A 23,817-nucleotide genomic window follows, 5' to 3' on the forward strand; every position below is an offset into this window, starting at 1 on the left:
CAAGCCCGGAGCCTTGCGCAACGGCGCTCCCTTCCAGGGCTGGGACCTGCCGCCGGCACTGGCGCGGCTGCGCCGCAAGCTGGGGAGTGGCGACGAGGCCGATCGGCGCTTCGTCCGGGTGCTGGCGGCCGTGCTGACCGATGGTCTGGACGCGATCGAGGCCGCGATCCGCGAGGCGCTCGACGCCGGTGCCGCCAGCGACGAGGTGATCCTCAACATCCTGGCCCGGTACCGCGATCCACCATCTGACCGGCCTCTCGATGTGGTCGTCGACCTCAAGCTCAGCCATCCGCCAGTGGCGGACTGCGCCCGCTACGACACGGTGCGAGGCCTCGATGCAGCGGCATGAGATGATCGAGGCGATGCGCGGGCTCGGCCTCAGGGGTATGGCCGGCGCGTTCGACGAGGCTGTCACCACGGGGCTGCAGCGCAAGCGCACGACTCACGAGATCCTGACCGACCTGCTGCGGGCAGAAGCGGCGCATCGTCATGCCGCCTCGATCCGCTACCGCATGACCGCGGCGAAGTTGCCCGTGGTCAAGGACCTCGATGCCTTCGTGTTCGAGGGCACGCCGATCAACGAGGGCCTGGTGCGCTCCCTCCATGCCGGCTCGTTCGTGCCCGCACGGCGCAATATCGTGCTCATCGGCGGCACGGGCACCGGCAAGACCCATCTGGCCACCGCGATCACCGCCAGCGTCGTCTGTGCCGGCGCCCGCGGGCGCTACTTCAACACAATCGACCTCGTCACCCGGCTCGAGGAGGAAGCCCGCATCGGCAAGGCCGGCGCCATGGCCGCCCAGCTCAGCCGGCTCGACGTCGTGGTCCTCGACGAACTGGGCTACCTGCCGTTCGCCCGCTCAGGCGGGCAGCTGCTGTTCCACCTGATCAGCAAACTCTACGAGAAGACCTCGGTCATCATCACCACCAACCTGGCCTTCGGCGAGTGGCCTACCGTCTTCGGCGATCCCAAGATGACCACCGCGCTGCTCGACCGCATCACCCACCATTGCGATATCGTCGAGACCGGCAACGACAGCTGGCGCTTCAAACACCGTAGCTGACCACCTCAGAAATCGACTTCGCGCTGCTGCCGCCTCCGGTCGGGCTACGCCCTCCCTACGTCGCCAGCAGCGCGAAACCTGCGCCCAGCATCAATCGTCCCACGCAACCCAAAGGGGGTCCCTTTTGCGCGCCGATAGGGGGTCCCGATTGGACGCCGATTGACACCAAGGCCAGGATCATGGCACTTGCCGAGCTGAACTTCGTCGCTCGCGCCGAGGTGGTCCATCTACTCGGCCCGCCCGGCACCGGTAAAAGCCATCTGGCCAGTGCGCTTGGCCTGGAAGCCGTCAGGGCAGGCAAGAGCGTTAGCTTCATCACCCTTGCCGATCTGATCGGCGCTCTCGCGAAGGCTGAGCGCGAGGGCACATTGCGGGAGCGGCTTCGCTTCTACTGCCGGCCATCGCTCCTGATCGTCGACGAAATCGGATACCTCCCGGTCATACCCGGCGGCGGTAACCTGTTCTTCCAGTTGGTCAATGCACGCTACGAAAGGGGCGCGATGATCCTGACCTCGAACCGCGGCTTTGCCGAGTGGGGCGACATCTTCGGCAGCCCCGTAGTGGCAACAGCCTTGCTCGACCGTCTGCTGCACCACGCCATCGTCATCCAGATCGATGGCTCAAGCTACCGTCTGCGTCGCCATGCCGATCTCTTGCCCGAGCACATCAGGGCAAACGCGCCAATTACACCGCCCGCACTGATCGAACCACGCCGCCGCGGGCGCCCACCCAAAAAAGGAGGCTCGCCACCAACCACCTGACTGCCCAAAACCTGAAGTGGGGAATTTTACTTTGTCACTTCCGGGGATTTTTACAGTGCCGTTGACAGCATTCCCTGCTGGCCTCATCGATGATGGTCAGGATCCGGAACTTGCGGCCCTCATGCGTGCGCCCTTCGACAAAGTGATAGGCCCAGACATGCCCCGGATATTCGGGCCGCAAGCGGATGCACGATCCGTCGTTAAGCCATAGACGCCCGCGTTTTGGCTGGCGCGGCGGCACCTTCAGCCCCTCGCGCCGCCAGATCCGCTCGACCCGCTTATGGTTCACCGTCCACCCCGCATGGCACAGCAACGCCGTCACCCGGCGGTAGCCGTAGCGACCATATTGCTTTGCCAGCGCGATGATGTCCTCGGTCAACGCCTGTTCGTCATCTGCCCCGCGCGGTACCTTGCGCTGTGTCGATCGATGCTGCCCCAGCACCCGACATATCCGTCGCTCGGATACCCAGACTGGCAGATCCCGTCGTACTTGATCGATGCAGCGCCGTCGCCGCGCGGGGCTCAGAAGTTTCCCTTTGCAGCCTCCTGCAGGATCAGCTTGTCCAGCGTCAGGTCGGAGATCGCCCGGCGAAGCCGCTGGTTCTCCTTCTCCAATTCCTTCATCCGCCGCGCCTGGTCGGTCTTCAGGCCACCATATTCCTTGCGCCAGCGATAATAGGTCTGCTCGCTGACCGCGATCCGCCGGCACGCCTCGGCAGTCGAGGCCCCCTGCGCCAACACGATCTCAACTTCACGCAGCTTGCCGATAATCTCTTCCGGCTTGTGCTTCCTGCTCGGCATTCAATGTCCCTTTCGTGGTCCAGACTATCATAGTCTCTGGGCCACTCAGCAGGGGGCAGATCACTCTAACCGTCACGCCCCGCCGAAGCGGGATAGCGCTGTGGATCGGCCACGAACTTGGCCTTGCATCCCGCCGAGCAAAAGACATAGCGCTCGCCCTCATACTCCGCTTCATGGGCCACGGTAGCGGGATCGACCACCATTCCGCACACCGGATCGAGCGTGGTAGAGCGGGAGGCCGTATCATCATCCCGCCCTTCATTGCCATGGAGAGCATGGCCCTGCCCGCCTTCAGTCGCTGGCTCGCTCTCTGGGTCATCGTTGGCCATCCTTCACCTTCCACTGCGCCTGCGGATCCACCTCTCACTCTTTCGAGATCAGGTCGTACTCCTCGAGCAGTTTCGCGATCTCGGTGCCTTCCAGCTTCTTCATCAGCAGCTTGCGCAGGAAGGCCGGCCCCGGCACGTCGATCCCCTTTCCATCACGAAGCGGTGTGACGGCGGCAAGCAGCGTGCGGATATCGTAGGTCGAGTTGAACACTTCGGGTACCCCGCGCTCGACATCCATGAGAGTGTAGACGGCCTCCATTGGTGTCCGGACCGAATATTCGGTCGTGAAGATGCAGTCACGCTGCTTCGACTCCGCAAACTGGCCGATAAAGGCGAAATTGACCGCACCTTCCGGCACGACGTCTGGCCGGTCGCCGGCCTGGCGCGGCATGAAGAAAGCGGTGATGTACGGCATCATCGTCGGCACGGTGCTGGCGCCCTTCGCGGCGAGTTCCGGGATGTCCTCGACAGGCACCCCGAGGTGATAGAGCCACTCCTGCGTGATCTCCTCGCCAGTGCACTCCTGCATCGGCTTCTTCACATAGTCACCGGGCTTGTCCACGAAGAGCGCATAGAACCAGGCGATCATCTGGTCCTTGGGCTGTTTCTTGAAATGCGGTTGGCGATGCACCGTCCAGCTCAACAACCATGCGGAATCCTTCACCGTGACAATGCCGGCCGAGACGATCTTGCCAGTGAACGGGTTACGCTTGGTGATCTTTTCGACATACTCCGCAATGCGGGGATCGGTGGCCGTGATCGACGCCGACGCCCATTTTGTTTCCGGGATATGGGCGCCGAACACATCCGGGCGTCCGAAAGCCGTATCCTTCGCCGCGATGCGCCGCCACAGGTCCCAGGCCGGTGCCGGGCCTTCGTTCAGCTTCGCCGGCGTGTGGTGGTCGCCGTTGTCGGAATTCTCGGTCAGCGACCCGATGGTGATGAAAACGAGGTCATCGGGGCCGAGATCGACACCGCCTTCCTCGCCCTTCTCCTTCCAGTGGATGCGGGTCGCCTGCTTGCGGCCCTCCTGGATATCGAAATCGACATCCGTCACCTCGACGCCATAGCGGAACTTCACGCCCCGTTCCGTCAGCCACTTCACCAGCGGCAGGACCATCGATTCATACTGGTTGTAGCGGTTGAACTTGAGCGAGGAGAAATCCGCCAGATGTGCGATGTGATGGATGAAGCGGTGGATGTAGAGCTTCATCTCCAGCGCCGAATGCCATTCCTCGAAGGCGAACATGGTGCGCCAGTAGAGCCAGAAATTGCTCTTGAGAAAATCTTCGCTGAAGACCTCGTTGATCCGCTTGTTCTCCATTTCCTCGCGGGTCGCGAGGAAGATCGAGATCAGGTCCTTCTGCGCCCGGTCGTTCAGCGTCAGCAAATGCTTGTCTGGAACGTCCTGCCCCTGGTTCTGGGTCGTGCGCTGAAGTGAGAAATTGGGATCGTCCTTGTTGAGCCGATAGAACTCATCGAGAACGCTGGCGTCCTCGATTTCCAGCGAGGGGATGGAGCGATACAGGTCCCACAGGCATTCGAAATGCTCTTCCATTTCGCGGCCGCCGCGGATGACGAAACCCTTGTCCGGCACATCGAGACCATCGAGCGCGCCGCCGGGAATATCCAGCTCTTCGAGGATGGTGATACGCTCACCTGCTATACCGCCGTCGCGGATGAGGAATGCCGCGCCGGCGAGCCCCGCGAGACCCGAGCCGACGAACCAAGCCGTCTTCCTGTCAGCGCCTTCCGGCTTGCGGGGACGGACAAACGCTTCATAGTTTCCGCTGCTATAGTGCATGGCGAACTCCTCTTGTTCTTGTGGTCGGATCAGTCGGCGGGCTTATAGCTGTAGAAGCCTTCGCCCGAGGCGATGCCCAGCTTGCCCTTGTCGATGTAGTTTTCCTTCAGCCATGCGGCGAGCGACCGGGCATGCTTATCGCCGTGGGAAAGAATGTTGTAGGGCGTATTAAGTCCTATCATGTCGTAGATTTGGAACGGCCCCATCGGCGCACCCGTTGCGATCCGCCACACCTTGTCGACGTCATGCGGATTGGCATAACCGCCTTCGGCGAGCTCGGCTGCGGCGTTGAGCAGCGGCACAAGCAGGGAATTGAGGACATAGCCCGCCTTTTCCCTGCGTATGGGGATGGGCACCATGCCGATATCAGAAGCGAATTTGAGAATAGTGTCGATGACCGCCGGATCTGTCTCGGGCGTTCCCATCACCTCGGCCGTATTGAATTTCCAGATGTTGTTGGCGAAGTGCAGCGCCAGGAACCGATCTGGCCGGCCAGTGAAATCCTTTAGATCGCTGGGCAGCAGCGTCGAACTGTTGGTGGCCAAGATCGTGTCCGATGGCGCCAACCTTGCCAGCTTCTCATAAAGCGCCTGCTTGATCGCCAGCACTTCTGGCACGGCTTCGATAACCAGATCGGCATCCGCAACGGCTGCAGCCAGATCGCTTGTCAGTATAATCCTGCCCATTGTGTCGGCTTGCAGGTCCGCCGCGCCGGTCACCTCCTTGCGATAGGTTTCGACCAAAGCTGCGAGCCGCAGCCGCGCCTTCTGCAGGCTCTCGTCACTGATGTCGTATGCGACTACTTCAAAGCCGGTATAGGCCGACTGGAATGCGATCTGGCTGCCCAGCACGCCCGTTCCAAGCACTGCGACTTTTCTGATTTCGGTCATGCGTTCCTCTCCTGCCCTGTGGCATCGCGCAGAAACGGCGCCGCGACTTCAACAGGCACCCGGACCAGCTTGCCAGTCGCTTTTTCGATCAGCGCCCATTGGGAAAGGGCCGACACGAGTACCGTGCCCTTGTTGTCGGTGAAGTCGACGCGGCGCGAATAGCGCGCCCCGCGCGGTCGTCCCTCAACCCAGGTGACCGCGGTTGCATCCTCACCCGCCCGGACATTGCCGCGATAATCGACCTCATGCCTGAGGACCACCGCGACATAGGTGTCGGTATCGCCTGGGCGAGCCGCCGCGAACCAGTGCGCCACCGAGGCATCCTGGAGCCACGTCACCCAGACCGCATTGTTGACATGATCAAGTTCGTCGATGTCGTGTTCCTCGGCTCGGAAGCTGATGTGGAAGCGACATTGTTCGTCGATCTTGCCCGACAGCGGGTCGCCCGCAGCATCGCAACCGATCCGTCGGCGCTTGAGGCCGTCCGAGTTCATGGCTTTGCAGGCTCCAGCACATCGAGCCCCGCCATGGCGCGGAAAAAGCCGACCAGCATCTCGTCGCGCGAGATGGCCCCTTCGACATCACCCTGGACGGCCAGCCCCATCCAAAGCGCATAAAGGCCGATGCCGGCCTGCTCTGCCGGCAAGGCCGGCCGCAGAGAGAAACGCCTGACGAGGTCGGCCACGAGCTCACCGAACATCCGATAGCAAGCCGCCTTGCCCTCCCGGTGTCGCTCGGCAAAGGCCGGATTCCGTCGTGCATGAAGTTGCAGTTCGATCGAAAGCAATGACCATTGAGGTTCTTCGGCCAGCTTCGCGAGACGGTCGGCGAGCACCTCGAGCGTCGCCTCGATATCGTCCCCGACGCACTGCGCAACGATATCGCGCAAGAGCGTGACTTCGTCCTGTATGTGGCTCTGCAGTATGTCGACCAGCAGGTCATCCTTGCTGGCGAAGTTGGAATAGAACGCGCCCTGCGAATGACCCGCCGCGCTGCAGATGTTGCGGATCGACATTGCCGCCACGCCTTCCTCTACGATCGAGGCATGCGCCGCTGCGATCAATCGATCCCGGGTCTGACGCTGTGTTTCCTTGCGCGTAGGTCGCATGACGTTCGCCCTCAAAAACAGCCACGCCTTTGAAACTTTTGCCATCGATCAGCGTTGACCGGAAAACCAGATATCACCTGATATCCCGATTGGATGACAATTTCGAGGCTAAATTGCTCATCCCTCGTCAAATGCTGCCGCAAAGGAGTGGCCTTGGCTGACACCTATATTCTCTACTCCCCTGATGTGGAGACGGTTGGCGATGACGAAGATCGTCTCACCGCCGAAATTCTCGAAATCATGGCTTCGACCAATCGCAGGGCGTTCGAGCGGCACCGGCACGCGGTACGGGACGCCCATGCCAAGAGCCATGGGTTCCTGAAGGCCGAACTTATCGTCCCCGAATTGCAGCGGCATCTGCGCCAAGGCCTGTTTGCGCGACCCGCGACCTATCCGGTGGTGATCCGCCTTTCCTCGGCGCCGGGTGACATTCACTCCGATACCATTCCCGCCCCGCGCGGAATGGCCATCAAGGTCCTCGGCGTCGAGGGCGAACGGCTGCTGCCCGGGGACACTGGACGCAATCAGGATTTTCTACTGGTGAATATTCCAGTCCTGAGCTTCGGCACGATCGGCAAGTACCGCCAGCTCATCGGGCTCCTCGAAAAGAATGCACAGAATCCGGCCTTCCTCCAGCGTGCGATGGCCGGAGTCGCGCGAGGCGTCGAGGCAGCGGTCGAGGCCGTCGGCGTGGAACCGGGCGCGACACTGCGCGGCCTCGCCCGGGACAATGATCATCTCCTGGGTGAGACCTATCACTCGATGGCGGCGATCCGCTTCGGCGATTACATCGCCAAGATCAGCGCGGCGCCGCTGTCCGACAATGTCCGGGCGCTCACGGGCCAGGATGTCGGCACGGTCGAGGATTCCACGATGCGAGACCTGGTGGTCGAGCATTTCCGCGAGCAAGGCGCCGAGTACCAGCTCCGGGCACAACTCTGTGCCGATCTGGACAAGATGCCGGTCGAGGACGCGGCCGTGCTCTGGCCGGATGACCTGTCGCCGCACCAGCCGCTCGCGACGCTGCGCATTCCGCCGCAGGACGCCTATTCGCCCGCACGACGCGTCTATGGCGACGATGTCCTCTCCTTCAACCCGTGGCACGGCATCCGCGAGCATCAGCCGCTCGGCTCGATCATGCGGGTGCGGATCGCCGCATATGAGCGGTCCACCCGCTACCGCCACGAGATGAACGCCCAGCCGCGGGTTGAGCCGACGAGCATCGACGCCATTCCAGACTGAGCCTGCACAAACCTGCCAGATTTCGAGAAAGGAGGCCTGTCATGGCCGATACCGAAGAAGCACCTCAGATCGATGAAACCCGCCTGCAGGCCATCCGCCGCAGGATCGAGGAAGTTGCCGGCGATGCGCCGCAACTCGCCAAACTGGCGCTCGAGCAGATGGTCACCAAACATAATCCTGATCTCAAGGGTACGGCGGGTTCCGCCGGTCGGGTCGGCGCGCAGTCGGGCAATGTCTCGGAACTGACAGCAATCGCCAAACTGAAGCCTGGCGGCGCCGATCGGCTGCGGCGCATTTTCGGCCTGGTCAACGGCAATTTCGACGGTGCCCAGAAAGTGGGCACGCTCCACAATATGCGCTTCGTGTTCTTCGACAACGACACGCGCATTCTGTTCGCGACCGCCTATGATGGCGACTGGGACACCTATATCAACGACTTCGCCACCAAGATCCCGGATTTGATGGACCTGCTCTTCGCCTCGGTCGAGGGCTGGCCCGGCATCGCCAGTCCCAAAGTCAAGGACTTCATCGCCGACCACCAGATCACGGCGGCCGGCTGGTTCGTCGCCAATCCGCAGGTCACCGTCGTCGATGTGCGCCGGCTCCAGCGCATGGAGCACGCCGTCAACGAATTCCTCGACAAGGTGGGCTGACCAATGGCTATCCTTCAAAAGCTGAGAGAGCGTTTCCGTCGCGACAGCGTCACGCTCGATCTCCACGATATCCAGGCGCTGATCCTGCGCAGCCGACCCGAGCCTTATGTCGGCCTCCATGCGATGCTCCACTTCGATGAGGCCGAGGGCGCGCGCGATCTGCTCGGTCGTTTGGCGCCGCATATCGCGTCCGCCGACAATTGGAGTGAGGATCTCGATTTCTGGATCGGCGCGGCGCTGAGCTTCGAGGGCCTCAAGGCGCTCGGCGTCCCCGATGCCCAGCTCAAGACCTTTCCCCTTCCCTTCCAGCAGGGCATGGCCGCACGACGCGAGCAGTTGCGCGATTTCGGCCCGAACGCGCCAGAGCATTGGGAAGAGGTGTTCAAGCCGGGTAACTGCCACATGGCGCTGACCATCTACGCCGTAGACGATGCAGCGCTGGACAAGGCACTGATTGCAGCACGCGTCGAGCTCGACCGGAGCACCGGCGTGACGTTGCTGGGAGAGCATCGTTTCGGCGCGCCGGGCGATGCCAAGAACCCGTTTGGTTTCAGGGACTCCATCTCTCAACCTGCAGTCGAAGGCAGCGGCGTCGATCCCATCCCCGGCGAAGAGCGTCCGATCAAGGCCGGCGAGTTCATCCTGGGTTATGAAAGCGAGAACGGTCAGCCACTTGGCATGCCGGAGCCTGCTGCGCTCGGAAAGAACGGCACCTTCGTCGTCCTGCGCAAGTTCCAGAGCCGGGTCGGCTGCTTCAACGCTTTCCTCAAGGCACATGGCGAGACGTCCGAGGAACGCGAGCTTCTGGCGGCCAAGATGTTCGGCAGGTGGCGCTCCGGTGCACCGCTGACCTTGTCGCCGGATCATGACGATCCGGCACTGGGCGCCGATCCGCTGCGCAACAACGACTTCAATTTCAAGGACGACCCCAAGGGCCGCGTCGTGCCGCTCGGCTGCCATATGCGTCGGCTCAATCCGCGTGATTCCGAGCTCACCCTGCTGACCGACGTCAACATCCATCGGATCATCCGCCGATCTTCGACCTTTGGCCCGGTCTATTCCGAGGACGTCTCGCCCGAGGATGATGCCAAGGGTGATCGCGGCATCTTCTTCATCTTCATCAGCGCGCGCGCCTATGACACGATCGAGTTCATGCAGCAGGAATGGATCAATCGTGGCAACTTCGTTGATCTCGGCGAAGAGCGCGATCCTGTCGTAGGTCTGCATGAGGAGGATAGTCTTTTCACGATTCCCCGTGCGCCGGCCCGCAAGCGCATTGATGGCGTGCAGACGTTCAACGTCATGAAGGGCGGCGAATATCTGTTCATGCCCAGCTTGTCGGCGTTGACCTGGTTATCGAGGGGAAGCTGGCGATCAAGCGGCGTGTGATCGTCGCGCAATTTCCAAGCCTGGGAGAGCAACCCTGCTATGATGATCCCGCTCATCTGGGACGGCACGATGTGCGAAGGAAGCATTTGAGCTTCAAAAGAGAACTCGCCTGATCATGAACGTACTGATCGTTTACGCGCATCCCGAACCCACTCATTTAATGCGGCGCTGAAGCACCGCGCTGTCCAGATTCTTTCCAGATTCGGTCATAGCGTGGTGGTAAGCGACCTTTATGCAATGGGGGTTCAATCCTGTGGCGGGAGTGAACGACTTTGCAGGCGACCGCGCCAGTCTGGAGTTTCTGTCAATTCCGCGCGAGCAGACAAAGGCGTTCGCTCATTGCGATCGCCTGGACGAGTTCGAAAGCTCAGAATATCAGCGCGCGCCGATCAATGTGCTGACGGCGGAAGGTCAGTTGGAGGCATGAATCTATCTCGATGCTGACCAGGCGAGATGAAATACCGATTTGGTTCAGTAGCCGTGCACAACTGACGCGCCTGCGCCACCGCTCCACCCACATAGGCTCACCGCACGCGCGTCCAGTCTTGTGACTTGCACGCGATCCGGCCTACAAGGCAGCCGGAGCCTCGAAGCGTTTTCGCATCAATTGACACAATAGTGCCTGAAAAAGTCTTGGCGATGTCAGGAACGAAAACACGGCCGCGCCAGATTCCGTTCCGATCCTTGGTGAAGTCGCGGAACAGCTGCTGCCCGATCAGATTTGGCGTACCGCCACGCCGAGCATCAGCGATCGCCTTTTCATTGGCCCAGATGACAGTGCCACACATCCGATTGGCGCAAGGTCGCACTTCGACATGCACGCTGTTCTGAGGGTTACGCCATATGCCTCCCGCCCCATCCTGCGGGGCACCGACGCTCGCTGTCGCCATTGACAAGCATATCAGAGCGCTCGAAAGCTTTAGGCCGTGCATGTTCCACCTCACACATAGATCTTCAGCCACTAAGACGGTCTTGGACGTGTTGTGAGCGTCACAGCCGTCCCTCGCCGCTTCTGGCTCGCAGCCCGGGCACACGTCGAGCGCATCTCGCCCGTGACCAGTCAACAGATTATCATTGGCTTCCCGACGGCACCGGCGCCGAAAAGATACGTTGTCGCCTCACGTCCAAGCCTGTGAGACGCCACCAGGCCACTATCCCGTACAGAATTACCAACATGGCGAGGTTGATGACCTCCACCCACTGGTCGATCAGGCTGGCGCCCATCTGGTTTACGCCCACCATCAGATGGATTCCTGGCGTCGTCGGCAGTAGGCGGGCAAGCATTACGAGCCAGGTAGGTGTCTCTTCGGCCGGCCAGGACAGCCCGGCCAGAAAGAAGATGACCAGAGAGGTCCCCATGAGCAACTGCAAGGGGCGCTCTCGGGTCCGGAAGAAACTGGCTAGCGCGAGCGCGGCCGCGACGGTAGCCCCGACAAAGAGGCTGCCTGCTGCCAGCAGCGTAGCGGGCGAGGCTGCAGCTCTGGGGTAATCCTGAAACCAGAAGACGAAGCCTGCGTAATAGGCGATGTCTGCCCAGCCGATAACAAAGAAAGCGAGCGCGACACCGACGAGGCTATGGGCCGAGAAATGAAGCCGGCCCCCGCCATCGCGCATCGTACCTGCAAGCATGGCCAGACCCATCAGCAAGGTCTGATAGATGATGAGGAAGCCGACACCGGGAAAAACGGTACTTCCGTAACCCTCGCGGGTGTTGAAGAGCGGACGCTGGACCAGGGAAAGGGCGGGATTGGCGGGCGCGCCTTGCGCCATCGCTTGATCGACCGCAGCTTCACCACCGATAGCTGCCAATGCGGAACCGACCCCGGCAAGGGCGGTGCTGCTGCGCAGCAGATACGCGCCGTTGCCATAAATGGAAACGATACCCTGCGCGCCATTGAGGATGCGACGCTCGAAACCCTCGGGAATGATGACGATCGCGCCGGCGCCTCGAGTCTGAAGCCAGCTCTGTGCCTGCATTGGGGATGACAATCGTTCGGCAAGATCGACCTGCTGAAGGGCGGAGAGCTTGTGAACCAGCGATCGGCTCGCACCGCTGTTGTCGAGATCGACAACAGCCACCGGAATACGGGTGGCGACCTCCCCAGAATATGCTGACGGGTAGAAGAAGGAATAGAGGATCGTTGAGACGACGATCAGCATGAAGGCCGAACGATCGGTGAAAACCGCGCGGAGGGTTCCAAGGAAGGCGCGGCCGATCATCGTCGCCCCCAGACAGCAGGATTGCTGGAGGCTGCCAGAAGCCGCGGCAAACCGATACACAGGCCGAAAGCGAGAAATCCGCACAGGATGGCGAGCAATTTAGCGGACATGGCGACAGGCGCGCCGATCATCCATTGTTCGGCAACGAGGCGGGCGAACGTGGTATAGGGCAGAAGCGCGCTCCATAGCCGTGCGAAGGCAGAAGAGGACTCGATCGGAAAAATCGCTCCGGCGAACGCGAAGGAAGCGCCCGCATAGAGCGCGGTCATGGACAGTGCCTGCCCCATGGACAGAGTCAGCCCGACGATCAGAACGGCCATGCCGGCATAAGCGAGATACATGGCGAGGTAGCCCGCCATGAGCATCACGACGCTCCCTGCGACGGGCCAGCCGCGTAAGCCCACGAGGTAGGTGGTGGCAAGCGCCGCCCAAAGCATGAACACTGCAAGATAGGGGACCAGCTTGCCGGCGATCGCGGCGATAGCCTCTCGCCTGGATCCCGCCAGCCATGTTCCGATTGTTCCGTCGCGCAGTTCGCGACCCAGCGCACTGACGACCGCGATCATGAACAGCAGATGCAGCAAGGCGGGATGAATCAGGGCGACAAGCTGGAGTTCATAACTGGCTTGTGGATTGTAGAGGATCCGGCTTTGAACAGCGATCGGCGCCGCGCGTACCCGGGCGGGGCCGATGATTGCAGCGGTCTGCTGTGTTGCCAGCACGCGAGCCTGTCCCTGGACGACGGCGCTGACCTCGCGCAGGATCGACCCCGATGGTGTCGAATAGCTGGCGTTGTAGAATACCGACACTTGACCCGTTTCACCGCGCAGCACGGCGCGCTCGAGTCCCTGCGGGATCAATATGACCGCATAAGCGGCGTTGGAACGTACCACATGCTCTGCTTCCAGCATCGAGACCGGACGCGCCGCGACACGCAAGCCCGGAGCCACCTCCAGCCGTCGGACGAGTTCACGCGCAATGCCGCCTCCATCTTCGTCGACCACGGCGACAGGCAGGTCACGCATCACGCCCGACGAGATCTGGATTGCGATCGCCGCCAGCAGCGCCAACGGTAGCCAGCTGATGAGGGCGAGGTCCCAGAAGCTGCCTTGCAGAAACGCAAGTTCGCGGCGGGCACTGACCAGAAAGGCCGCGTTCATTGTGGCCAGTCGAACAATATGGTCATGCCCGGACGCAGTCCGTCGATCGAAGTGACGGGGATGGCGCGCACCTCGAAACTCTTTACATCGAAACCGGTTGATTGCCGGGTCGCGCGCCAGGTCGCAAAATCACCTGCCGGCGCGATGAAGGAGATGCGGAACTGCGCCGTACGGTCACCCAATGCGGGTATCCGCCCGGTCAACGTCTTACCTCGCCGGATGGCGTTGAACTGATCTTCACGCAAAGTGAGAGTGACCCATGGGTTCTGGATGTCAGTAAGGACGAAGACCGGAAAGCCCTGCGGAACCAGCTCACCAACCTGGGCAAGTCGTCGTCCGATTTCGCCTTCCGACGGCGCACTCACGCGTGTTTCCCGTTTTGCCGCCTCGACCTCAGCAACGGCGCCGCGCGCCTGTTGCACCTGGCCCCCGGCCGCCTGTCGGTCCTGCCGTCGGGAGCCGGCGAGCGCGAGATCATATTGTGCGCGCGCCGCGCGGGCTGCTTCGGTTGAAGCAACTGCGTTCGCATGGCTCTCGTCTCGCTTCTGGCCGGCGATCACGCCCTGCTCGAACATCTGCTGCGTGCGCGCATAGGTGGTTTGAGCGAGATCCGCGGCTGCTTGCGCGCGGCGCCACTGGGCCTGTGCTGCCTGGATGTCTTCTGGTCGCGCGCCCTCGTCGGCCTTGTCAGCGGTCGCTTGCGCCGCCGCCAAGGCACCGCCGGCCTGCTCGGAGCGCGCGGCGACTTCAGGGCTGTCGAGCGTATAGAGCAATTGTCCTGCCCGAACCCTCTGCCCTTCTTCCACATGGAAGGCGGCGATCCGGCCGGTCACCTTGCTGGTTACCCGCAGTTCCCGGGCATCCACCATGCCCTGGAGTTGATCGGGCACGGGGCGGTAGCTGAGCCACAAGCCCAGAGCGAGAAAGGCTATCACGAGAAGCGCTACGACCGGCAGCCACTTCCGACCAAGTACAGGCGGGCGCATTTCCTCAGCCTCGTTGGTCGCAGCTGGTTCCCCCTGGGCAGCTGTCATGGCGCGATCCTTTCGCCCCGTTCGATATATTCGGGCATCTTGTCGATTTCTCCGCTGACATGGAGGAGCTGGGCCAGGGCAATCACAAAATCATGCGCTGCCTGGGCGCGTTGGACCCTGGCACGGCCCAAGCCGAGTTGCGCATCGATCACGTCAAGCGAGGTCGTCTGCTGCTGCTGATATCCCACCGCCTGCACGCGAAGATTCTCCTGCGCGGAAGCGATAGCGCTATCCGTCATCAGGAAGCGCCGACGCGCAGCTTCTGTCTCGTTCCATGAGCGGGTGACGCCGATTTCGATCTGGGTGCGTGCCTCCCGCTGACCAGCCTGAGCCTGCGAGACCGTCTCTCGGGCTGCCTGCACGGCCTGGGAGCGACCGGCGCCTGAAAAGATCGTGTAGCGAAGACCTACACCAACGGTCCAGTCCGGATCGGTCAGCAAGGTGTCGCGTCGGTCGAAATTATACTGCGCAAAGCCGTAGACGGTCGGTCGAAGTTTCGAGCGCTGGTTCGTCACCCCCGCTTGCGCGAGCTGTTCCATCGCCTCCAGGCGCTCCAGTTGGGGATGCGCGCGGCGAGCCGCGTCCAGAAAGTCGTCCAGAGGATCCAGCGGGCGGGTGATTACAAAAATCGGCGTCGCAGGAACGACCGGTGAAGAGGATCGAAGCAAACCGGACAGCGTCGCATCGGCGCTTTCGAGATCGGCCTGGGCCTTTTCAAATTCCCTGGCCGCGTCGTCACGGGCCACCTCAGCCTGCAGGCGCTGCGCGCGGCTGATGAAACCCGCCTGTTCGAGTTTGATCGCGTCTGAGACATGGCGCTCCAGCCCACCGAGCACATCGCGACGAACGTCCCTTACTCTGGTGAGCAGTTGCTGCCCGAAATACAGTTGGGTCATCTGCAGTAAGGCGTTATCAATGACGATTTTCCGCTCCGCGCGAGACTGGCCAAGCTGAGCGACGGAACCAGATTGCGCGGCCGAAATCTGACCGCCCGAATAGAGCGGAAGCGTGGCAGTCACGATGGGTCTCGTACTGGTACGCTCTATCTCAAACCGCAACGGATCGCTGATGGCATAATCCTGCGCCACATCCGCCAGAGGCCCGAGGGGAAGATAAAGCGACTTCTGGTAGCGGACCATCTGTCCTTCAAACTCGACGGTCGGCCGTCCCAGCGTCCGCGTCGATCCCGCCTGGGCCTCCTTGCTTCGGACATCAGCATCGGAGCCTTGGATGGCGTCCGACTTTTCCAGCAGTATTGCCTGCGCTTCACGATAATCCAATGGAATGGAACCGATCGATTGAGCGAATGCAGCCGTCGAGGACGTAGCCGTGAGCAGTGCAATCAAAAACCGGCGTCGCAAATCCATGAGGGTATCTCCATTACGCGAAACCTAACATTGACAGAAATATATCTCAATACATATTTGTATCGAATGTCCACGCGAGACCAATCATGAGCCGCAGACCCGCGCGCACCCGGCCGACCAGGGCCCAAACCCGCGAACGCATCATGGACGGCGCGCTTGACGCGTTTGCGGAACGCGGATTTCAAGGCGCGTCCCAGGAAGATATTTGCGAACGCGTGGGGCTTAGCAGGGGCGCGTATAATTCGAGCTTTCAATCGAAAGAGGAGCTTTTCTTCGCGCTTTACGATCGGATTATCGAGCGGCTTCAGGTGCGACTAGAAGCGTCAATGACCGAGGCACTGCTGGCGAGCGGCCCCGTGATAGACAATTTCGTCAAAGCGTTTGTGTCAAACTATAGCTTTGATCGAAAATGGTATCTCCTTCAGGCCGAATTCCGCTTGCATGCGCTGAGAAATCCCGCCGTCGCCTCTCATTATGCAGCGCGTCAGGCGCGCATTCTCACTGTTATCGAACATGCGATCGCCCGCGTAGGCGAACAGAAAAAGCCTGTTGGGCCTGGGAAGCTCAGCCGTATGGCCCGTCTGCTTTTAGCCGTCCATGAAGGCGGTATGTTCCAAGGCTTGCTCGAGCCCACCGAGATCGCCGGCGGAGAGTTGCTCGAGTTTTTTGGCACGTTGGTGATGACACGAGCGCTCGCGGCAAATTAATGCCATAATCCCCGACACACCCAATAGAAGTCGCCAGATTTATCCCACTATTCTGGGCAGCGCCTACCGGCGCCCGAATCCAAGTCTAATTATATAGCACTCTTATGCCAGCACATCGTCGGTCACCCCGAGATAGCAACGAACCTCGATGCGGCCTCATGGGACAACTTCACTTTGCAAGCGGTCAAACATCTGATCGATCCTGGCATAGACATGTTTCGATTCGGGCAGGAATACCGCACTATTGAAGACGTGAAATGCCCCTTTATACTGGCTGACCTGCCCCCCACTGGTCCCGCGGTCATAACGAGAGTCTGCCGGTTTGATATTCGTGCTGCCCGACCGGCACAAGCGCGTCGGGTGTGACGCTTCCATCATGCAGGAACGCCCGACGCGCTTGTGCCGGTGTCCGGTTCCCCAGGGATGAGTGCGGCCGGACGTTGTTTTAGTCGTAGCGCCAGACGGCCAGCTTGCGCCGGGCGTCGGCGAGGCTGTCGAACAGCTCCTCATTCAGGAGCTCGTCGCGCAGCGACCCATTGAACGATTCAATGAACGCATTCTGCTGCGGCTTGCCGGGATCGATGTAGTGCCACTCGACCCGGTTTTCGCTGGCCCACCTCAGGATTGCCTGGCTGGTGAACTCGGTCCCGTTATCGCTGACGATGCAAGCCGGTTTGCCGTAGAGCCGCACCAGCGTGTCGAGTTCGCGCGCGACCCGGACACCGGAGATGCTGGTATCGCCCACGAGGCACAGGTTCTCCCGGCAGGCGTCATCGTTGATCGCCAGGATGCGCAGCCGACGGGAAGCGCCGAACGTGTCAGCCACGAAGTCCATCGACCAGCGATCGTTTGGCCGCAGCGGCACGGGCATCGGCGTCCGGCTGCCACGAGCACGCTTGCGGCCCCGTCGCCGCCGCACAGACAGCCCTTCTTCCCGGTACAACCGGTAGAGCTTCTTGTGGTTCATGACGTGCCCCTTGCGTTCGAGCATCACGCCGACCCGCCGATAACCAAAGCGACGGCGCGTGGCGGCGATCTCGCGCATCTCCTCGCGGATCTTGGCGTGGTCGGGCGGACGTTCTCGCCGGACCGTCTTGGGGTCGACGCCGCACGCAGGCCCGGCGCTGCGAGACCGGCCAGTCTCGCATCACGCCGAGCGCTACGTCCCGTCGCTGGGCCGGCGTCGTCAGACTTTTCCCAACAGGTCCTTCAGGATCGCGTTGTCCAGCACGCTCTCGGCCAGCAGCCGCTTGAGCTTGGCGTTCTCATCCTCGAGCTGCCGCAGACGCCGGGCCTCGGACAACTCCATTCCGCCATACTTGCCCTTCAGCTTGTAGAACGTTGCCGGGCTCAGGCCGTGCTTGCGGCAAACCTCCACCGTCGGCAGGCCCGCCTCCTGCTCCTTGATCATCCCGATGATCTGATCCTCGGAAAAACGGCTCTTCCTCATGCGTCTGCTCCTTCCTTGGGGCAGACTCTACATCAGATCGAGGGAGCCAGCGGGGGGCAGGTCATTTGCAGAGACGAGCATTTTCACTCATGAACAGACCGTGTCACTAACCGTCAGCGTTGGACTGGCTCAAATACCTGCAAAAGCGACGCTTCCTCAGGCAATCAAACTGGCAGATGACGCATTATACGCTGCAAAGGCGGCAGGTCGAAACTGCCTCTCCGTTGCAGCCTGAAGCGCGAAGGGCGATCATTCGGTTAGCGCCGATAAGGGCACAACTCTACGTCTCATAGGAGCGGCCGCAGATCACGCACCTTCATCTCTGGATGCTTTAGCTTTTAAAGCTTTCGACCAACTTCACCGCATCCTCGACCGTCTTGACCCCGCCAACAGCGTCGTCTGGGATTGCTATCTCGAACTCATCCTCAAGCGCCATGACAAGCTCTACTACATCCAGACTATCTGCACCTATATCTTCGTGGAATGAAGCCTCCATCCTCACCTGATCGGGATACACGCCCAAGCTCTTTACGATGATCTCGATGACCCGGTCAGAAATATCGCTCATGGCCTAAACCTCCCAGTGCGTTGGGGAACAAAATCCAAATTAATTTGCTCAGCGCAACGCTTCTGAATTTACTCCCTCGCGCAACTGGTCAGATCAGCTTATTACGCCTTACTCAGCATCTTTTCCGCGCTGGTGCGAACAAAGTCGCCGATCTGTCCCGACATCATCTTCAGGAACATGGGGACAGTTACGTCACCCCGCAGCTTGTCATCATCGACATCCAGTCGGACTGGTATCGTCTGGCCCATGGCGCCGATGGTAAGCTGAAGCGAATGTTCCGAGACCCATGCACTTTTAAGCGAGCCACCCCCTGGGATATGTTGCTCGAGCTTTGGAAGCCCCTGATCAATGCGCCGCTTCGCTTCGGCCTGACCCAGATTATGCGGGATGGTGATTTCCACGGTCGTTATCCTTTAATCGATTATTGGCGCGCCGTTATCAGCAACGTCGATGTAGCAGACGCATAGAGCTTGCCTTGCGCGTCGATCAATTTGGCGTCGGTGTGCGCGACTCTTTTGCCTATTGAGAGAACCTGGCCAATCGCCCTCACCCTTCCGATTTCTTCGGTCAACGGCGCGTGATAGGCTACCTTAAGTTCCAGAGTGACGCAGTTGACCGGCGATGGCGCGGCCGCGTTGGCGGCCACGCCGCAGGCGGAATCCAGCAAAATTGCGGCATAGCCACCATGGGCAATGCCCATGAAATTGTAGCTCTGCCGACCGGGCGAAGCGGAAAAGACCACGCGGCCATGTTCCACCTCGTCCAGGTCGATATCGAACAAAGCCATCATCGGCGGTCGCTCACCAACTGCCATGAGGCTTTTGATCTCGTCGAGACCGGTCATCGCCTAGAGCTTTTCTGCAAGCTCTGGCACAACCTTGAACAGGTCGCCAACCAGGCCGATGTCCGCTACCTGAAAGATCGGGGCATCCTCATCCTTATTGATGGCGATGATGGTCTTTGAGTCTTTCATGCCGGCGAGATGCTGAATCGCGCCGGAGATGCCGACGGCGATATAGACTTCGGGAGCTACGATCTTACCGGTCTGGCCGACCTGATAGTCGTTGGGCACATAGCCTGCATCGACCGCGGCGCGGCTTGCACCAACCGCTGCGCCCAGCTTGTCAGCCAACGGAAAGATAGTCGCTTCGAACGTCTCGCCATCCTTCAACGCACGGCCGCCCGACACGATGATCTTGGCGCTGGTTAGCTCGGGCCGTTCCAGCTTGACGATCTCGGCGCCGACGAAGGAGGAAATACCCTTGTCCCCGGTCGAGTTCACGGCTTCCACCACACCGCTGCCGCTGTCCTTCGACGCCTTGTCAAAGGCCGTGCCGCGAACAGTGATGACCTTCTTGGCGTCCTTCGACCTGACCGTGGCGATGGCATTGCCGGCATAGATTGGACGGGTGAACGTGTCCTCGCTCTCAACCGACAGGATGTCGCTGATCTGCATGACGTCCAGCAGTGCAGCGACGCGCGGCGCGACGTTCTTGCCGTTGCTGGTGGCCGGCGCGACGAACGCGTCATGATGGCCCATCAGTTCGACGATCAGCGGCGCGACATTCTCGGCCAGCGCATGGGCAAAAGCCCCGTCGTCGGCGACATGGACCTTGCCCACGCCGGCGATCCTGGCGGCTTCTGCGGCCACGCCGTCGACGCCTTGGCCGACGACCAGCATATGGACTTCGCCCAGCTTGGCTGCGGCGGTCACGGCAGAAAGGGTCGCATCCTTGACGGCCCCGCCCTCATGTTCGACCCAAACGAGCGTCTTCGTCATGCTGCAACTCCCGCTTTCCGGCGGCTCACGCCGCAACTCCCAGGGCCTTGAGTTTGGCCACCAGTTCATCGACATCGGCAACCTTGATGCCGGCCGAACGCTTGGGCGGCTCGACGACCTTGAGCGTCTCCAGCCGTGGCGCGATATCGACGCCGTAATCAGCTGGCGCCTTGGTCGCGAGCGGCTTGGCCTTGGCCTTCATGATGTTGGGCAGCGAGGCATAGCGCGGCTCGTTGAGGCGCAGGTCGGTGGTGATGATCGCCGGGATGGAGAGCTTCAAAGTCTCCAGGCCGCCATCGACTTCGCGGGTGACATTGACCTTGTCGCTCTCGACCTCGACCTTGCTGGCGAACGTGCCCTGCGGCAGGTTCAGCAGCGCGGCGAGCATCTGGCCGGTCTGGTTGCTGTCGTCGTCGATCGCCTGCTTGCCCAGGATGATCAGGCCAGCGCCTTCCTCTTGCTGCACCTTGGCGAGCAGCTTGGCGACGCCCAGCGGTTCGACATCATCATCGGTCTGGATCAGGATTGCGCGGTCCGCACCCATGGCGAGCGCCGTGCGCAGAGTTTCCTGCGCCTTGGCAACGCCGATCGATACCGCCACGACCTCGCTCGCCGCGCCCTTTTCCTTCAGGCGAATGGCTTCCTCGACGGCGATTTCGTCGAANNGGTTCATGCTCATCTTGACGTTGGCCAAGTCCACGCCCGTGCCATCCGCCTTCACGCGCGGCTTCACATTGTAATCGATAACCCGCTTCACGGGCACAAGGATCTTCATCAGGACATCCTATCTGTCATTGAAGTGTCGCTTCGAATTCATGCTTGAGGTCATCGCACAGCGCGCGCGCGGAGCGCCGCGCCTGCGTCGACCCCACGCCGTGCCCCGCCGACCAGACCGTCTTCCAGGCACGCGCTTCCTCGGAGAGCGAGAGGGCGCCATGCTGCTCGGGAACGCTTGCGGCTGCGAGGCTACGTCCCAGGAAGTTGGCACCGATCCCGGTGACGCGATCGGTGTAGACGATGTCGGCGGCATTCGCTTCGATCATCATATCTTTCTGGTCTCCGCCAGCGAGACTCTCCTCCGCAGCGATGAAGTGCGAGCCGATATAAGCCAGGTCCGCCCCCATCAGACGGGCGGCGGCGATCTGCTGGCCCCGCGTAATGGCGCCTGCCAGCGCCAGCGGCCCCGAAAAGAAGCGGCGTATTTCTTCGACCAGAGCAAAAGGACTTAACGTTCCGCCATGCCCCCCTGCCCCGGCTGCCACCGCGATCAGTCCATCCACGCCGGCAGCTACCGCTTTTTCCGCATGGCGCACGCTAGTAACGTCGTGAAACACGAGACCCCCATAACCCTGCACGACCTGAACCACCTCGGCTGCCGCACCCAGCGAGGTGATGACGAGCGGTACGCGGTGCCGGACCGTCAACTCCAGATCAGCCTCGAGCCTGGGATTGCTTTTGTGAACGATGAGATTGACACCGAAGGGCGCAGCCCCCTCTTCCCCGCAAGCCGTCCCTCTATCTCGTCGAGCCATTCTCCATAGCCTTCGCTGCTACGCTGGTTGAGGACGGGAAAAGTGCCCAGCAACCCTGCCTTGCAGCACTCGACCACCAGGTCCGGACCAGAGACCAGAAACATCGGCGCGACGATGGCCGGGATCGCAAGTCGGTCGCCAAGAAGTGCGGGGAGCGTCAAAAGATCTCATCCTCCAGCGCCATCATCGACTTCTTGCCTGCCTTGATCGACAGGAAGTGCGCGGTCGCCTGCGGCAGGATTCGCTCGAAGAAGAATGTCGCCGTCTTGATCTTGGCGTCGTAGAATCGCTTGTCTTCAGTTCCGAAAAACAGCTGAAATCCGGCGATTTTTGTGGCTTTGGCAAAACAATAGCCCATCGCGACCAGACCGAGCAGACGAAGATAATCTGTCGACGCGGCACCGGCTTCCTCCGGATCCTTCATTGCTCGCTGGGCGACTGTCGCGGTCGAAAGCTGAAGCGCGCCAAATGCCTTGGCAAGCGCCTCGACCATCGGCTTCATCGGCCCGTCGACATTGTTCTCCTCGATGAAGGCCGAAACGGGATGGAAGAAGCTGCGCAGATAACGACCCATATGAGCGCCAAGCTTTCGACCGACGAGGTCAAGTGCCTGAACCCCGTTCGTGCCCTCGTAGATCATGGTGATGCGGGCATCGCGAGCATATTGCTCGACGCCGCTCTCGCGAATGTATCCATGTCCACCATAACATTGGACCGCCAGGTTGGCGCTTTCAAAGGACATGTCGGTGAACATGGCTTTGACGACCGGCGTCATCAGCGCAATGAAATCCGATGCACGCTGCCGCACTTCCGGTTCCGGCGAATGCTTCTCCGCATCGAGCGCGCGAGACACCCAGGCCGACAAGGCGCGACAACCCTCATTATAGGCGCGCATCGTCATCAGCATGCGCCGTACGTCAGGATGCACGATGATGGGATCGGCCGCCTGATCGGGATATTTGGGTCCAGAAAGTGCGCGACCCTGGATCCGGTCTTTCGCATACCATGCCGCCGCCTGATAAGCGGCCTCGCCCACGCCCAGCCCCTGGATGCCTACCGACACGCGCTCGGTATTCATCATCGTGAACATCGCGGCCATGCCCTTATTGGGCTCGCCGACCAGCCAACCGACGGAATCGTCAAAATTCATCTGGCATGTAGCGGATGCCTTGAGGCCCATCTTATGTTCGATGGCCGCGCATTGCACGCCGTTCGATGGTCCCGGAGTGCCATCCTCCTTCGGGAGATATTTGGGCACGAGAAACAGGCTGATGCCCTTCACGCCTTTTGGCGCATCGGGGAGGCGCGCCAGAACCAGATGAATGATATTTTCGGTGAGGTCATGCTCGCCGGCTGAGATGAAGATCTTCGAGCCCGTGACCTTGTAGCTGCCGTCGCCCTGGGGCACGGCGCGCGAACGCAAAAGACCAAGATCGGTACCGCAATGCGGTTCGGTCAAGCACATGGTGCCCGACCACTGGCCACTCACCATCTTGGGCAGATAGGCCTGTTTGAGCGCATCACTGCCATGGCCTTCCACGGCAGTCGTCGCGCCGTGGGTGAGCCCTGGGTAGAGGCCAAAGCTCAGATTAGCCGAACAGATCATTTCCTCCACGAGCTTGTTCACCGTCTCCGGTAGACCCTGACCACCCCATTCCGGATCGGACGCGAGCGAGGTCCAGCCGCCTTCTGCGAACTGGCGATAGGCTTCCGGAAAGCCCTGCGGCGTGCGCACCACGCCATTTTCGAGGTGGCAGCCTTCCTCGTCACCCGATCGGTTGAGCGGCAAGAGCACATCGCGGCAGAAGCGGGCTGCTTCCTCGAGCACCGCATCGGTCAGGTCCGGGGTGAACTCGGACAATGCGGGGATATCCCCGAAACCGTCATCCTGATGGAGCTCGTTGAGGACAAAGCGCATGTCGCGCAGTGGAGCGTCATAGACTTGCATGGTTAAATAT

Annotated in this window: 25 protein-coding genes and 3 pseudogenes; 9 read left to right on the plus strand and 19 right to left on the minus strand. The window is 61.1% G+C overall.

Features of this window, described 5'->3' with window-relative positions; all coding sequences use genetic code 11:
• The 3 genes and pseudogenes from B3547_RS16200 to istB (B3547_RS16210) form a co-directional block, all read left to right on the plus strand.
• Nucleotides 1–349, plus strand: a pseudogene (locus B3547_RS16200) (IS21 family transposase); the annotation flags it as partial.
• Complete coding sequence (gene istB, locus B3547_RS16205; protein WP_292964706.1) at nt 336–1,064, plus strand: IS21-like element helper ATPase IstB; 729 nt, start codon at nt 336–338, stop codon at nt 1,062–1,064. The pseudogene B3547_RS16200 and the gene istB (B3547_RS16205), both read left to right, overlap by 14 nt.
• Before the next feature lie 179 nt (nt 1,065–1,243).
• Nucleotides 1,244–1,825 carry an IS21-like element helper ATPase IstB gene (gene istB, locus B3547_RS16210; protein ID WP_414690569.1) on the plus strand — a complete coding sequence of 194 codons (582 nt, stop codon included), beginning with the start codon at nt 1,244–1,246 and terminating at the stop codon, nt 1,823–1,825.
• Nucleotides 1,826–1,892: 67 nt separating this feature from the next.
• On the opposite strand, the pseudogene B3547_RS16215 reads toward istB (B3547_RS16210), so the two are convergent.
• From B3547_RS16215 to B3547_RS16240, 6 genes and pseudogenes are all read right to left on the minus strand, one after another.
• Nucleotides 1,893–2,626, minus strand: a pseudogene (locus B3547_RS16215) (IS3 family transposase); the annotation flags it as partial.
• 65 nt (nt 2,627–2,691) lie between these two features.
• Nucleotides 2,692–2,955: a YHS domain-containing protein gene (locus tag B3547_RS16220; protein WP_292964708.1), complete on the minus strand. Its 264-nt coding sequence runs from the start codon at nt 2,953–2,955 to the stop codon at nt 2,692–2,694.
• Nucleotides 2,956–2,989: 34 nt separating this feature from the next.
• Nucleotides 2,990–4,759 carry an oleate hydratase gene (locus B3547_RS16225; protein ID WP_025291896.1) on the minus strand — a complete coding sequence of 590 codons (1,770 nt, stop codon included), beginning with the start codon at nt 4,757–4,759 and terminating at the stop codon, nt 2,990–2,992.
• 29 nt (nt 4,760–4,788) lie between these two features.
• Nucleotides 4,789–5,649 (minus strand): 3-hydroxyacyl-CoA dehydrogenase, encoded by an 861-nt coding sequence (locus tag B3547_RS16230; protein ID WP_292964715.1) that lies wholly within the window; start codon nt 5,647–5,649, stop codon nt 4,789–4,791.
• Nucleotides 5,646–6,143, minus strand: coding sequence for an acyl-CoA thioesterase (locus tag B3547_RS16235; protein ID WP_025291894.1), 498 nt, complete (start codon nt 6,141–6,143; stop codon nt 5,646–5,648). Before B3547_RS16235 ends, B3547_RS16230 begins: the two co-directional genes overlap by 4 nt.
• On the minus strand, nt 6,140–6,802 hold the full coding sequence (locus B3547_RS16240) for a TetR/AcrR family transcriptional regulator (RefSeq protein WP_223806878.1): 663 nt from the start codon (nt 6,800–6,802) through the stop codon (nt 6,140–6,142). The genes B3547_RS16235 and B3547_RS16240 overlap by 4 nt, the downstream gene beginning before the upstream one ends.
• A gap of 102 nt (nt 6,803–6,904) precedes the next feature.
• On the opposite strand from B3547_RS16240, the gene B3547_RS16245 reads away from it, so the two are divergent.
• The 4 genes from B3547_RS16245 (at nt 6,905) to B3547_RS16260 (ending at nt 10,468) form a co-directional block, all read left to right on the plus strand.
• Nucleotides 6,905–7,999, plus strand: coding sequence for a catalase family protein (locus tag B3547_RS16245; RefSeq protein WP_292964719.1), 1,095 nt, complete (start codon nt 6,905–6,907; stop codon nt 7,997–7,999).
• 41 nt (nt 8,000–8,040) lie between these two features.
• Nucleotides 8,041–8,652: a hypothetical protein gene (locus tag B3547_RS16250; RefSeq protein ID WP_025291891.1), complete on the plus strand. Its 612-nt coding sequence runs from the start codon at nt 8,041–8,043 to the stop codon at nt 8,650–8,652.
• A gap of 3 nt (nt 8,653–8,655) precedes the next feature.
• Entirely contained in the window at nt 8,656–10,041 is a 1,386-nt protein-coding gene (locus B3547_RS16255) for a Dyp-type peroxidase (protein ID WP_127691147.1), read from the plus strand.
• Between the two features lie 262 nt (nt 10,042–10,303).
• Entirely contained in the window at nt 10,304–10,468 is a 165-nt protein-coding gene (locus B3547_RS16260; protein ID WP_158013973.1) for a hypothetical protein, read from the plus strand.
• Nucleotides 10,469–10,565: 97 nt separating this feature from the next.
• Here B3547_RS16260 and B3547_RS16265 read toward each other — a convergent pair whose 3' ends face one another.
• The 5 genes from B3547_RS16265 to B3547_RS16285 form a co-directional block, all read right to left on the minus strand.
• Nucleotides 10,566–10,973, minus strand: a complete 408-nt coding sequence (locus B3547_RS16265; RefSeq protein WP_084717660.1) for a DUF2147 domain-containing protein — start codon at nt 10,971–10,973, stop codon at nt 10,566–10,568.
• A gap of 139 nt (nt 10,974–11,112) precedes the next feature.
• Nucleotides 11,113–12,261: an ABC transporter permease gene (locus B3547_RS16270; protein WP_127691148.1), complete on the minus strand. Its 1,149-nt coding sequence runs from the start codon at nt 12,259–12,261 to the stop codon at nt 11,113–11,115.
• Nucleotides 12,258–13,421, minus strand: coding sequence for an ABC transporter permease (locus tag B3547_RS16275; protein WP_127691149.1), 1,164 nt, complete (start codon nt 13,419–13,421; stop codon nt 12,258–12,260). Before B3547_RS16275 ends, B3547_RS16270 begins: the two co-directional genes overlap by 4 nt.
• Nucleotides 13,418–14,455, minus strand: coding sequence for an HlyD family secretion protein (locus tag B3547_RS16280; protein WP_292964720.1), 1,038 nt, complete (start codon nt 14,453–14,455; stop codon nt 13,418–13,420). Before B3547_RS16280 ends, B3547_RS16275 begins: the two co-directional genes overlap by 4 nt.
• Complete coding sequence (locus tag B3547_RS16285; RefSeq protein WP_292964721.1) at nt 14,452–15,822, minus strand: TolC family protein; 1,371 nt, start codon at nt 15,820–15,822, stop codon at nt 14,452–14,454. The genes B3547_RS16280 and B3547_RS16285 overlap by 4 nt, the downstream gene beginning before the upstream one ends.
• Nucleotides 15,823–15,908: 86 nt before the next feature.
• Here B3547_RS16285 and B3547_RS16290 point away from each other — a divergent pair, with 86 nt between their 5' ends.
• A complete protein-coding gene (locus tag B3547_RS16290) occupies nt 15,909–16,529 on the plus strand; it encodes a TetR/AcrR family transcriptional regulator (protein ID WP_292964722.1) in 621 nt (206 codons plus the stop codon).
• 301 nt (nt 16,530–16,830) lie between these two features.
• Here the strand turns inward: B3547_RS16290 and B3547_RS16295 are convergent.
• A pseudogene (locus tag B3547_RS16295) lies at nt 16,831–17,979 on the minus strand (IS3 family transposase).
• Here B3547_RS16295 and B3547_RS22080 point away from each other — a divergent pair.
• Entirely contained in the window at nt 17,978–18,214 is a 237-nt protein-coding gene (locus B3547_RS22080) for a diguanylate cyclase domain-containing protein (protein ID WP_414690570.1), read from the plus strand. The pseudogene B3547_RS16295 and the gene B3547_RS22080 sit on opposite strands and share 2 nt — an antisense overlap.
• A 96-nt stretch (nt 18,215–18,310) precedes the next feature.
• Here B3547_RS22080 and B3547_RS16300 read toward each other — a convergent pair whose 3' ends face one another.
• From B3547_RS16300 to B3547_RS16330, 7 genes are all read right to left on the minus strand, one after another.
• Complete coding sequence (locus B3547_RS16300; RefSeq protein ID WP_086485699.1) at nt 18,311–18,547, minus strand: acyl carrier protein; 237 nt, start codon at nt 18,545–18,547, stop codon at nt 18,311–18,313.
• Between the two features lie 101 nt (nt 18,548–18,648).
• Nucleotides 18,649–18,948, minus strand: a complete 300-nt coding sequence (locus tag B3547_RS16305; RefSeq protein WP_086485700.1) for a polyhydroxyalkanoic acid system family protein — start codon at nt 18,946–18,948, stop codon at nt 18,649–18,651.
• A gap of 20 nt (nt 18,949–18,968) precedes the next feature.
• Nucleotides 18,969–19,391, minus strand: a complete 423-nt coding sequence (locus B3547_RS16310; protein ID WP_292964723.1) for a PaaI family thioesterase — start codon at nt 19,389–19,391, stop codon at nt 18,969–18,971.
• A gap of 3 nt (nt 19,392–19,394) precedes the next feature.
• On the minus strand, nt 19,395–20,327 hold the full coding sequence (locus B3547_RS16315; RefSeq protein WP_127692171.1) for an electron transfer flavoprotein subunit alpha/FixB family protein: 933 nt from the start codon (nt 20,325–20,327) through the stop codon (nt 19,395–19,397).
• A 25-nt stretch (nt 20,328–20,352) separates the two neighbouring features.
• Entirely contained in the window at nt 20,353–21,102 is a 750-nt protein-coding gene (locus B3547_RS16320; RefSeq protein ID WP_292964724.1) for an electron transfer flavoprotein subunit beta/FixA family protein, read from the minus strand.
• A gap of 16 nt (nt 21,103–21,118) precedes the next feature.
• A complete protein-coding gene (locus B3547_RS16325; RefSeq protein WP_292964725.1) occupies nt 21,119–21,751 on the minus strand; it encodes an NAD(P)H-dependent flavin oxidoreductase in 633 nt (210 codons plus the stop codon).
• 265 nt (nt 21,752–22,016) lie between these two features.
• Nucleotides 22,017–23,807: an acyl-CoA dehydrogenase C-terminal domain-containing protein gene (locus B3547_RS16330; protein WP_292964726.1), complete on the minus strand. Its 1,791-nt coding sequence runs from the start codon at nt 23,805–23,807 to the stop codon at nt 22,017–22,019.
• Between the last annotated feature and the right edge of the window lie 10 nt (nt 23,808–23,817).

The sequence above is a fragment of the Novosphingobium sp. UBA1939 genome (genome assembly GCF_002336885.1).
In the GTDB taxonomy this organism is placed as follows: domain Bacteria; phylum Pseudomonadota; class Alphaproteobacteria; order Sphingomonadales; family Sphingomonadaceae; genus Novosphingobium.

Excerpts from the sequence above, each read along its gene's own strand:
- istB (WP_292964706.1), top strand. The coding sequence starts at position 336 with ATGCAGCGGCATGAGATGATCGAGGCGATGCGCGGGCTCGGCCTCAGG.
- istB (WP_414690569.1), top strand. The coding sequence starts at position 1,244 with ATGGCACTTGCCGAGCTGAACTTCGTCGCTCGCGCCGAGGTGGTCCAT.
- B3547_RS16220 (WP_292964708.1), bottom strand. The coding sequence starts at position 2,955 with ATGGCCAACGATGACCCAGAGAGCGAGCCAGCGACTGAAGGCGGGCAG.
- B3547_RS16225 (WP_025291896.1), bottom strand. The coding sequence starts at position 4,759 with ATGCACTATAGCAGCGGAAACTATGAAGCGTTTGTCCGTCCCCGCAAG.
- B3547_RS16230 (WP_292964715.1), bottom strand. The coding sequence starts at position 5,649 with ATGACCGAAATCAGAAAAGTCGCAGTGCTTGGAACGGGCGTGCTGGGC.
- B3547_RS16235 (WP_025291894.1), bottom strand. The coding sequence starts at position 6,143 with ATGAACTCGGACGGCCTCAAGCGCCGACGGATCGGTTGCGATGCTGCG.
- B3547_RS16240 (WP_223806878.1), bottom strand. The coding sequence starts at position 6,802 with ATGGCAAAAGTTTCAAAGGCGTGGCTGTTTTTGAGGGCGAACGTCATG.
- B3547_RS16250 (WP_025291891.1), top strand. The coding sequence starts at position 8,041 with ATGGCCGATACCGAAGAAGCACCTCAGATCGATGAAACCCGCCTGCAG.
- B3547_RS16255 (WP_127691147.1), top strand. The coding sequence starts at position 8,656 with ATGGCTATCCTTCAAAAGCTGAGAGAGCGTTTCCGTCGCGACAGCGTC.
- B3547_RS16265 (WP_084717660.1), bottom strand. The coding sequence starts at position 10,973 with ATGCACGGCCTAAAGCTTTCGAGCGCTCTGATATGCTTGTCAATGGCG.
- B3547_RS16270 (WP_127691148.1), bottom strand. The coding sequence starts at position 12,261 with ATGATCGGCCGCGCCTTCCTTGGAACCCTCCGCGCGGTTTTCACCGAT.
- B3547_RS16275 (WP_127691149.1), bottom strand. The coding sequence starts at position 13,421 with ATGAACGCGGCCTTTCTGGTCAGTGCCCGCCGCGAACTTGCGTTTCTG.
- B3547_RS16280 (WP_292964720.1), bottom strand. The coding sequence starts at position 14,455 with ATGACAGCTGCCCAGGGGGAACCAGCTGCGACCAACGAGGCTGAGGAA.
- B3547_RS16285 (WP_292964721.1), bottom strand. The coding sequence starts at position 15,822 with ATGGATTTGCGACGCCGGTTTTTGATTGCACTGCTCACGGCTACGTCC.
- B3547_RS16290 (WP_292964722.1), top strand. The coding sequence starts at position 15,909 with ATGAGCCGCAGACCCGCGCGCACCCGGCCGACCAGGGCCCAAACCCGC.
- B3547_RS22080 (WP_414690570.1), top strand. The coding sequence starts at position 17,978 with ATGCGTCTGCTCCTTCCTTGGGGCAGACTCTACATCAGATCGAGGGAG.
- B3547_RS16300 (WP_086485699.1), bottom strand. The coding sequence starts at position 18,547 with ATGAGCGATATTTCTGACCGGGTCATCGAGATCATCGTAAAGAGCTTG.
- B3547_RS16310 (WP_292964723.1), bottom strand. The coding sequence starts at position 19,391 with ATGACCGGTCTCGACGAGATCAAAAGCCTCATGGCAGTTGGTGAGCGA.
- B3547_RS16315 (WP_127692171.1), bottom strand. The coding sequence starts at position 20,327 with ATGACGAAGACGCTCGTTTGGGTCGAACATGAGGGCGGGGCCGTCAAG.
- B3547_RS16330 (WP_292964726.1), bottom strand. The coding sequence starts at position 23,807 with ATGCAAGTCTATGACGCTCCACTGCGCGACATGCGCTTTGTCCTCAAC.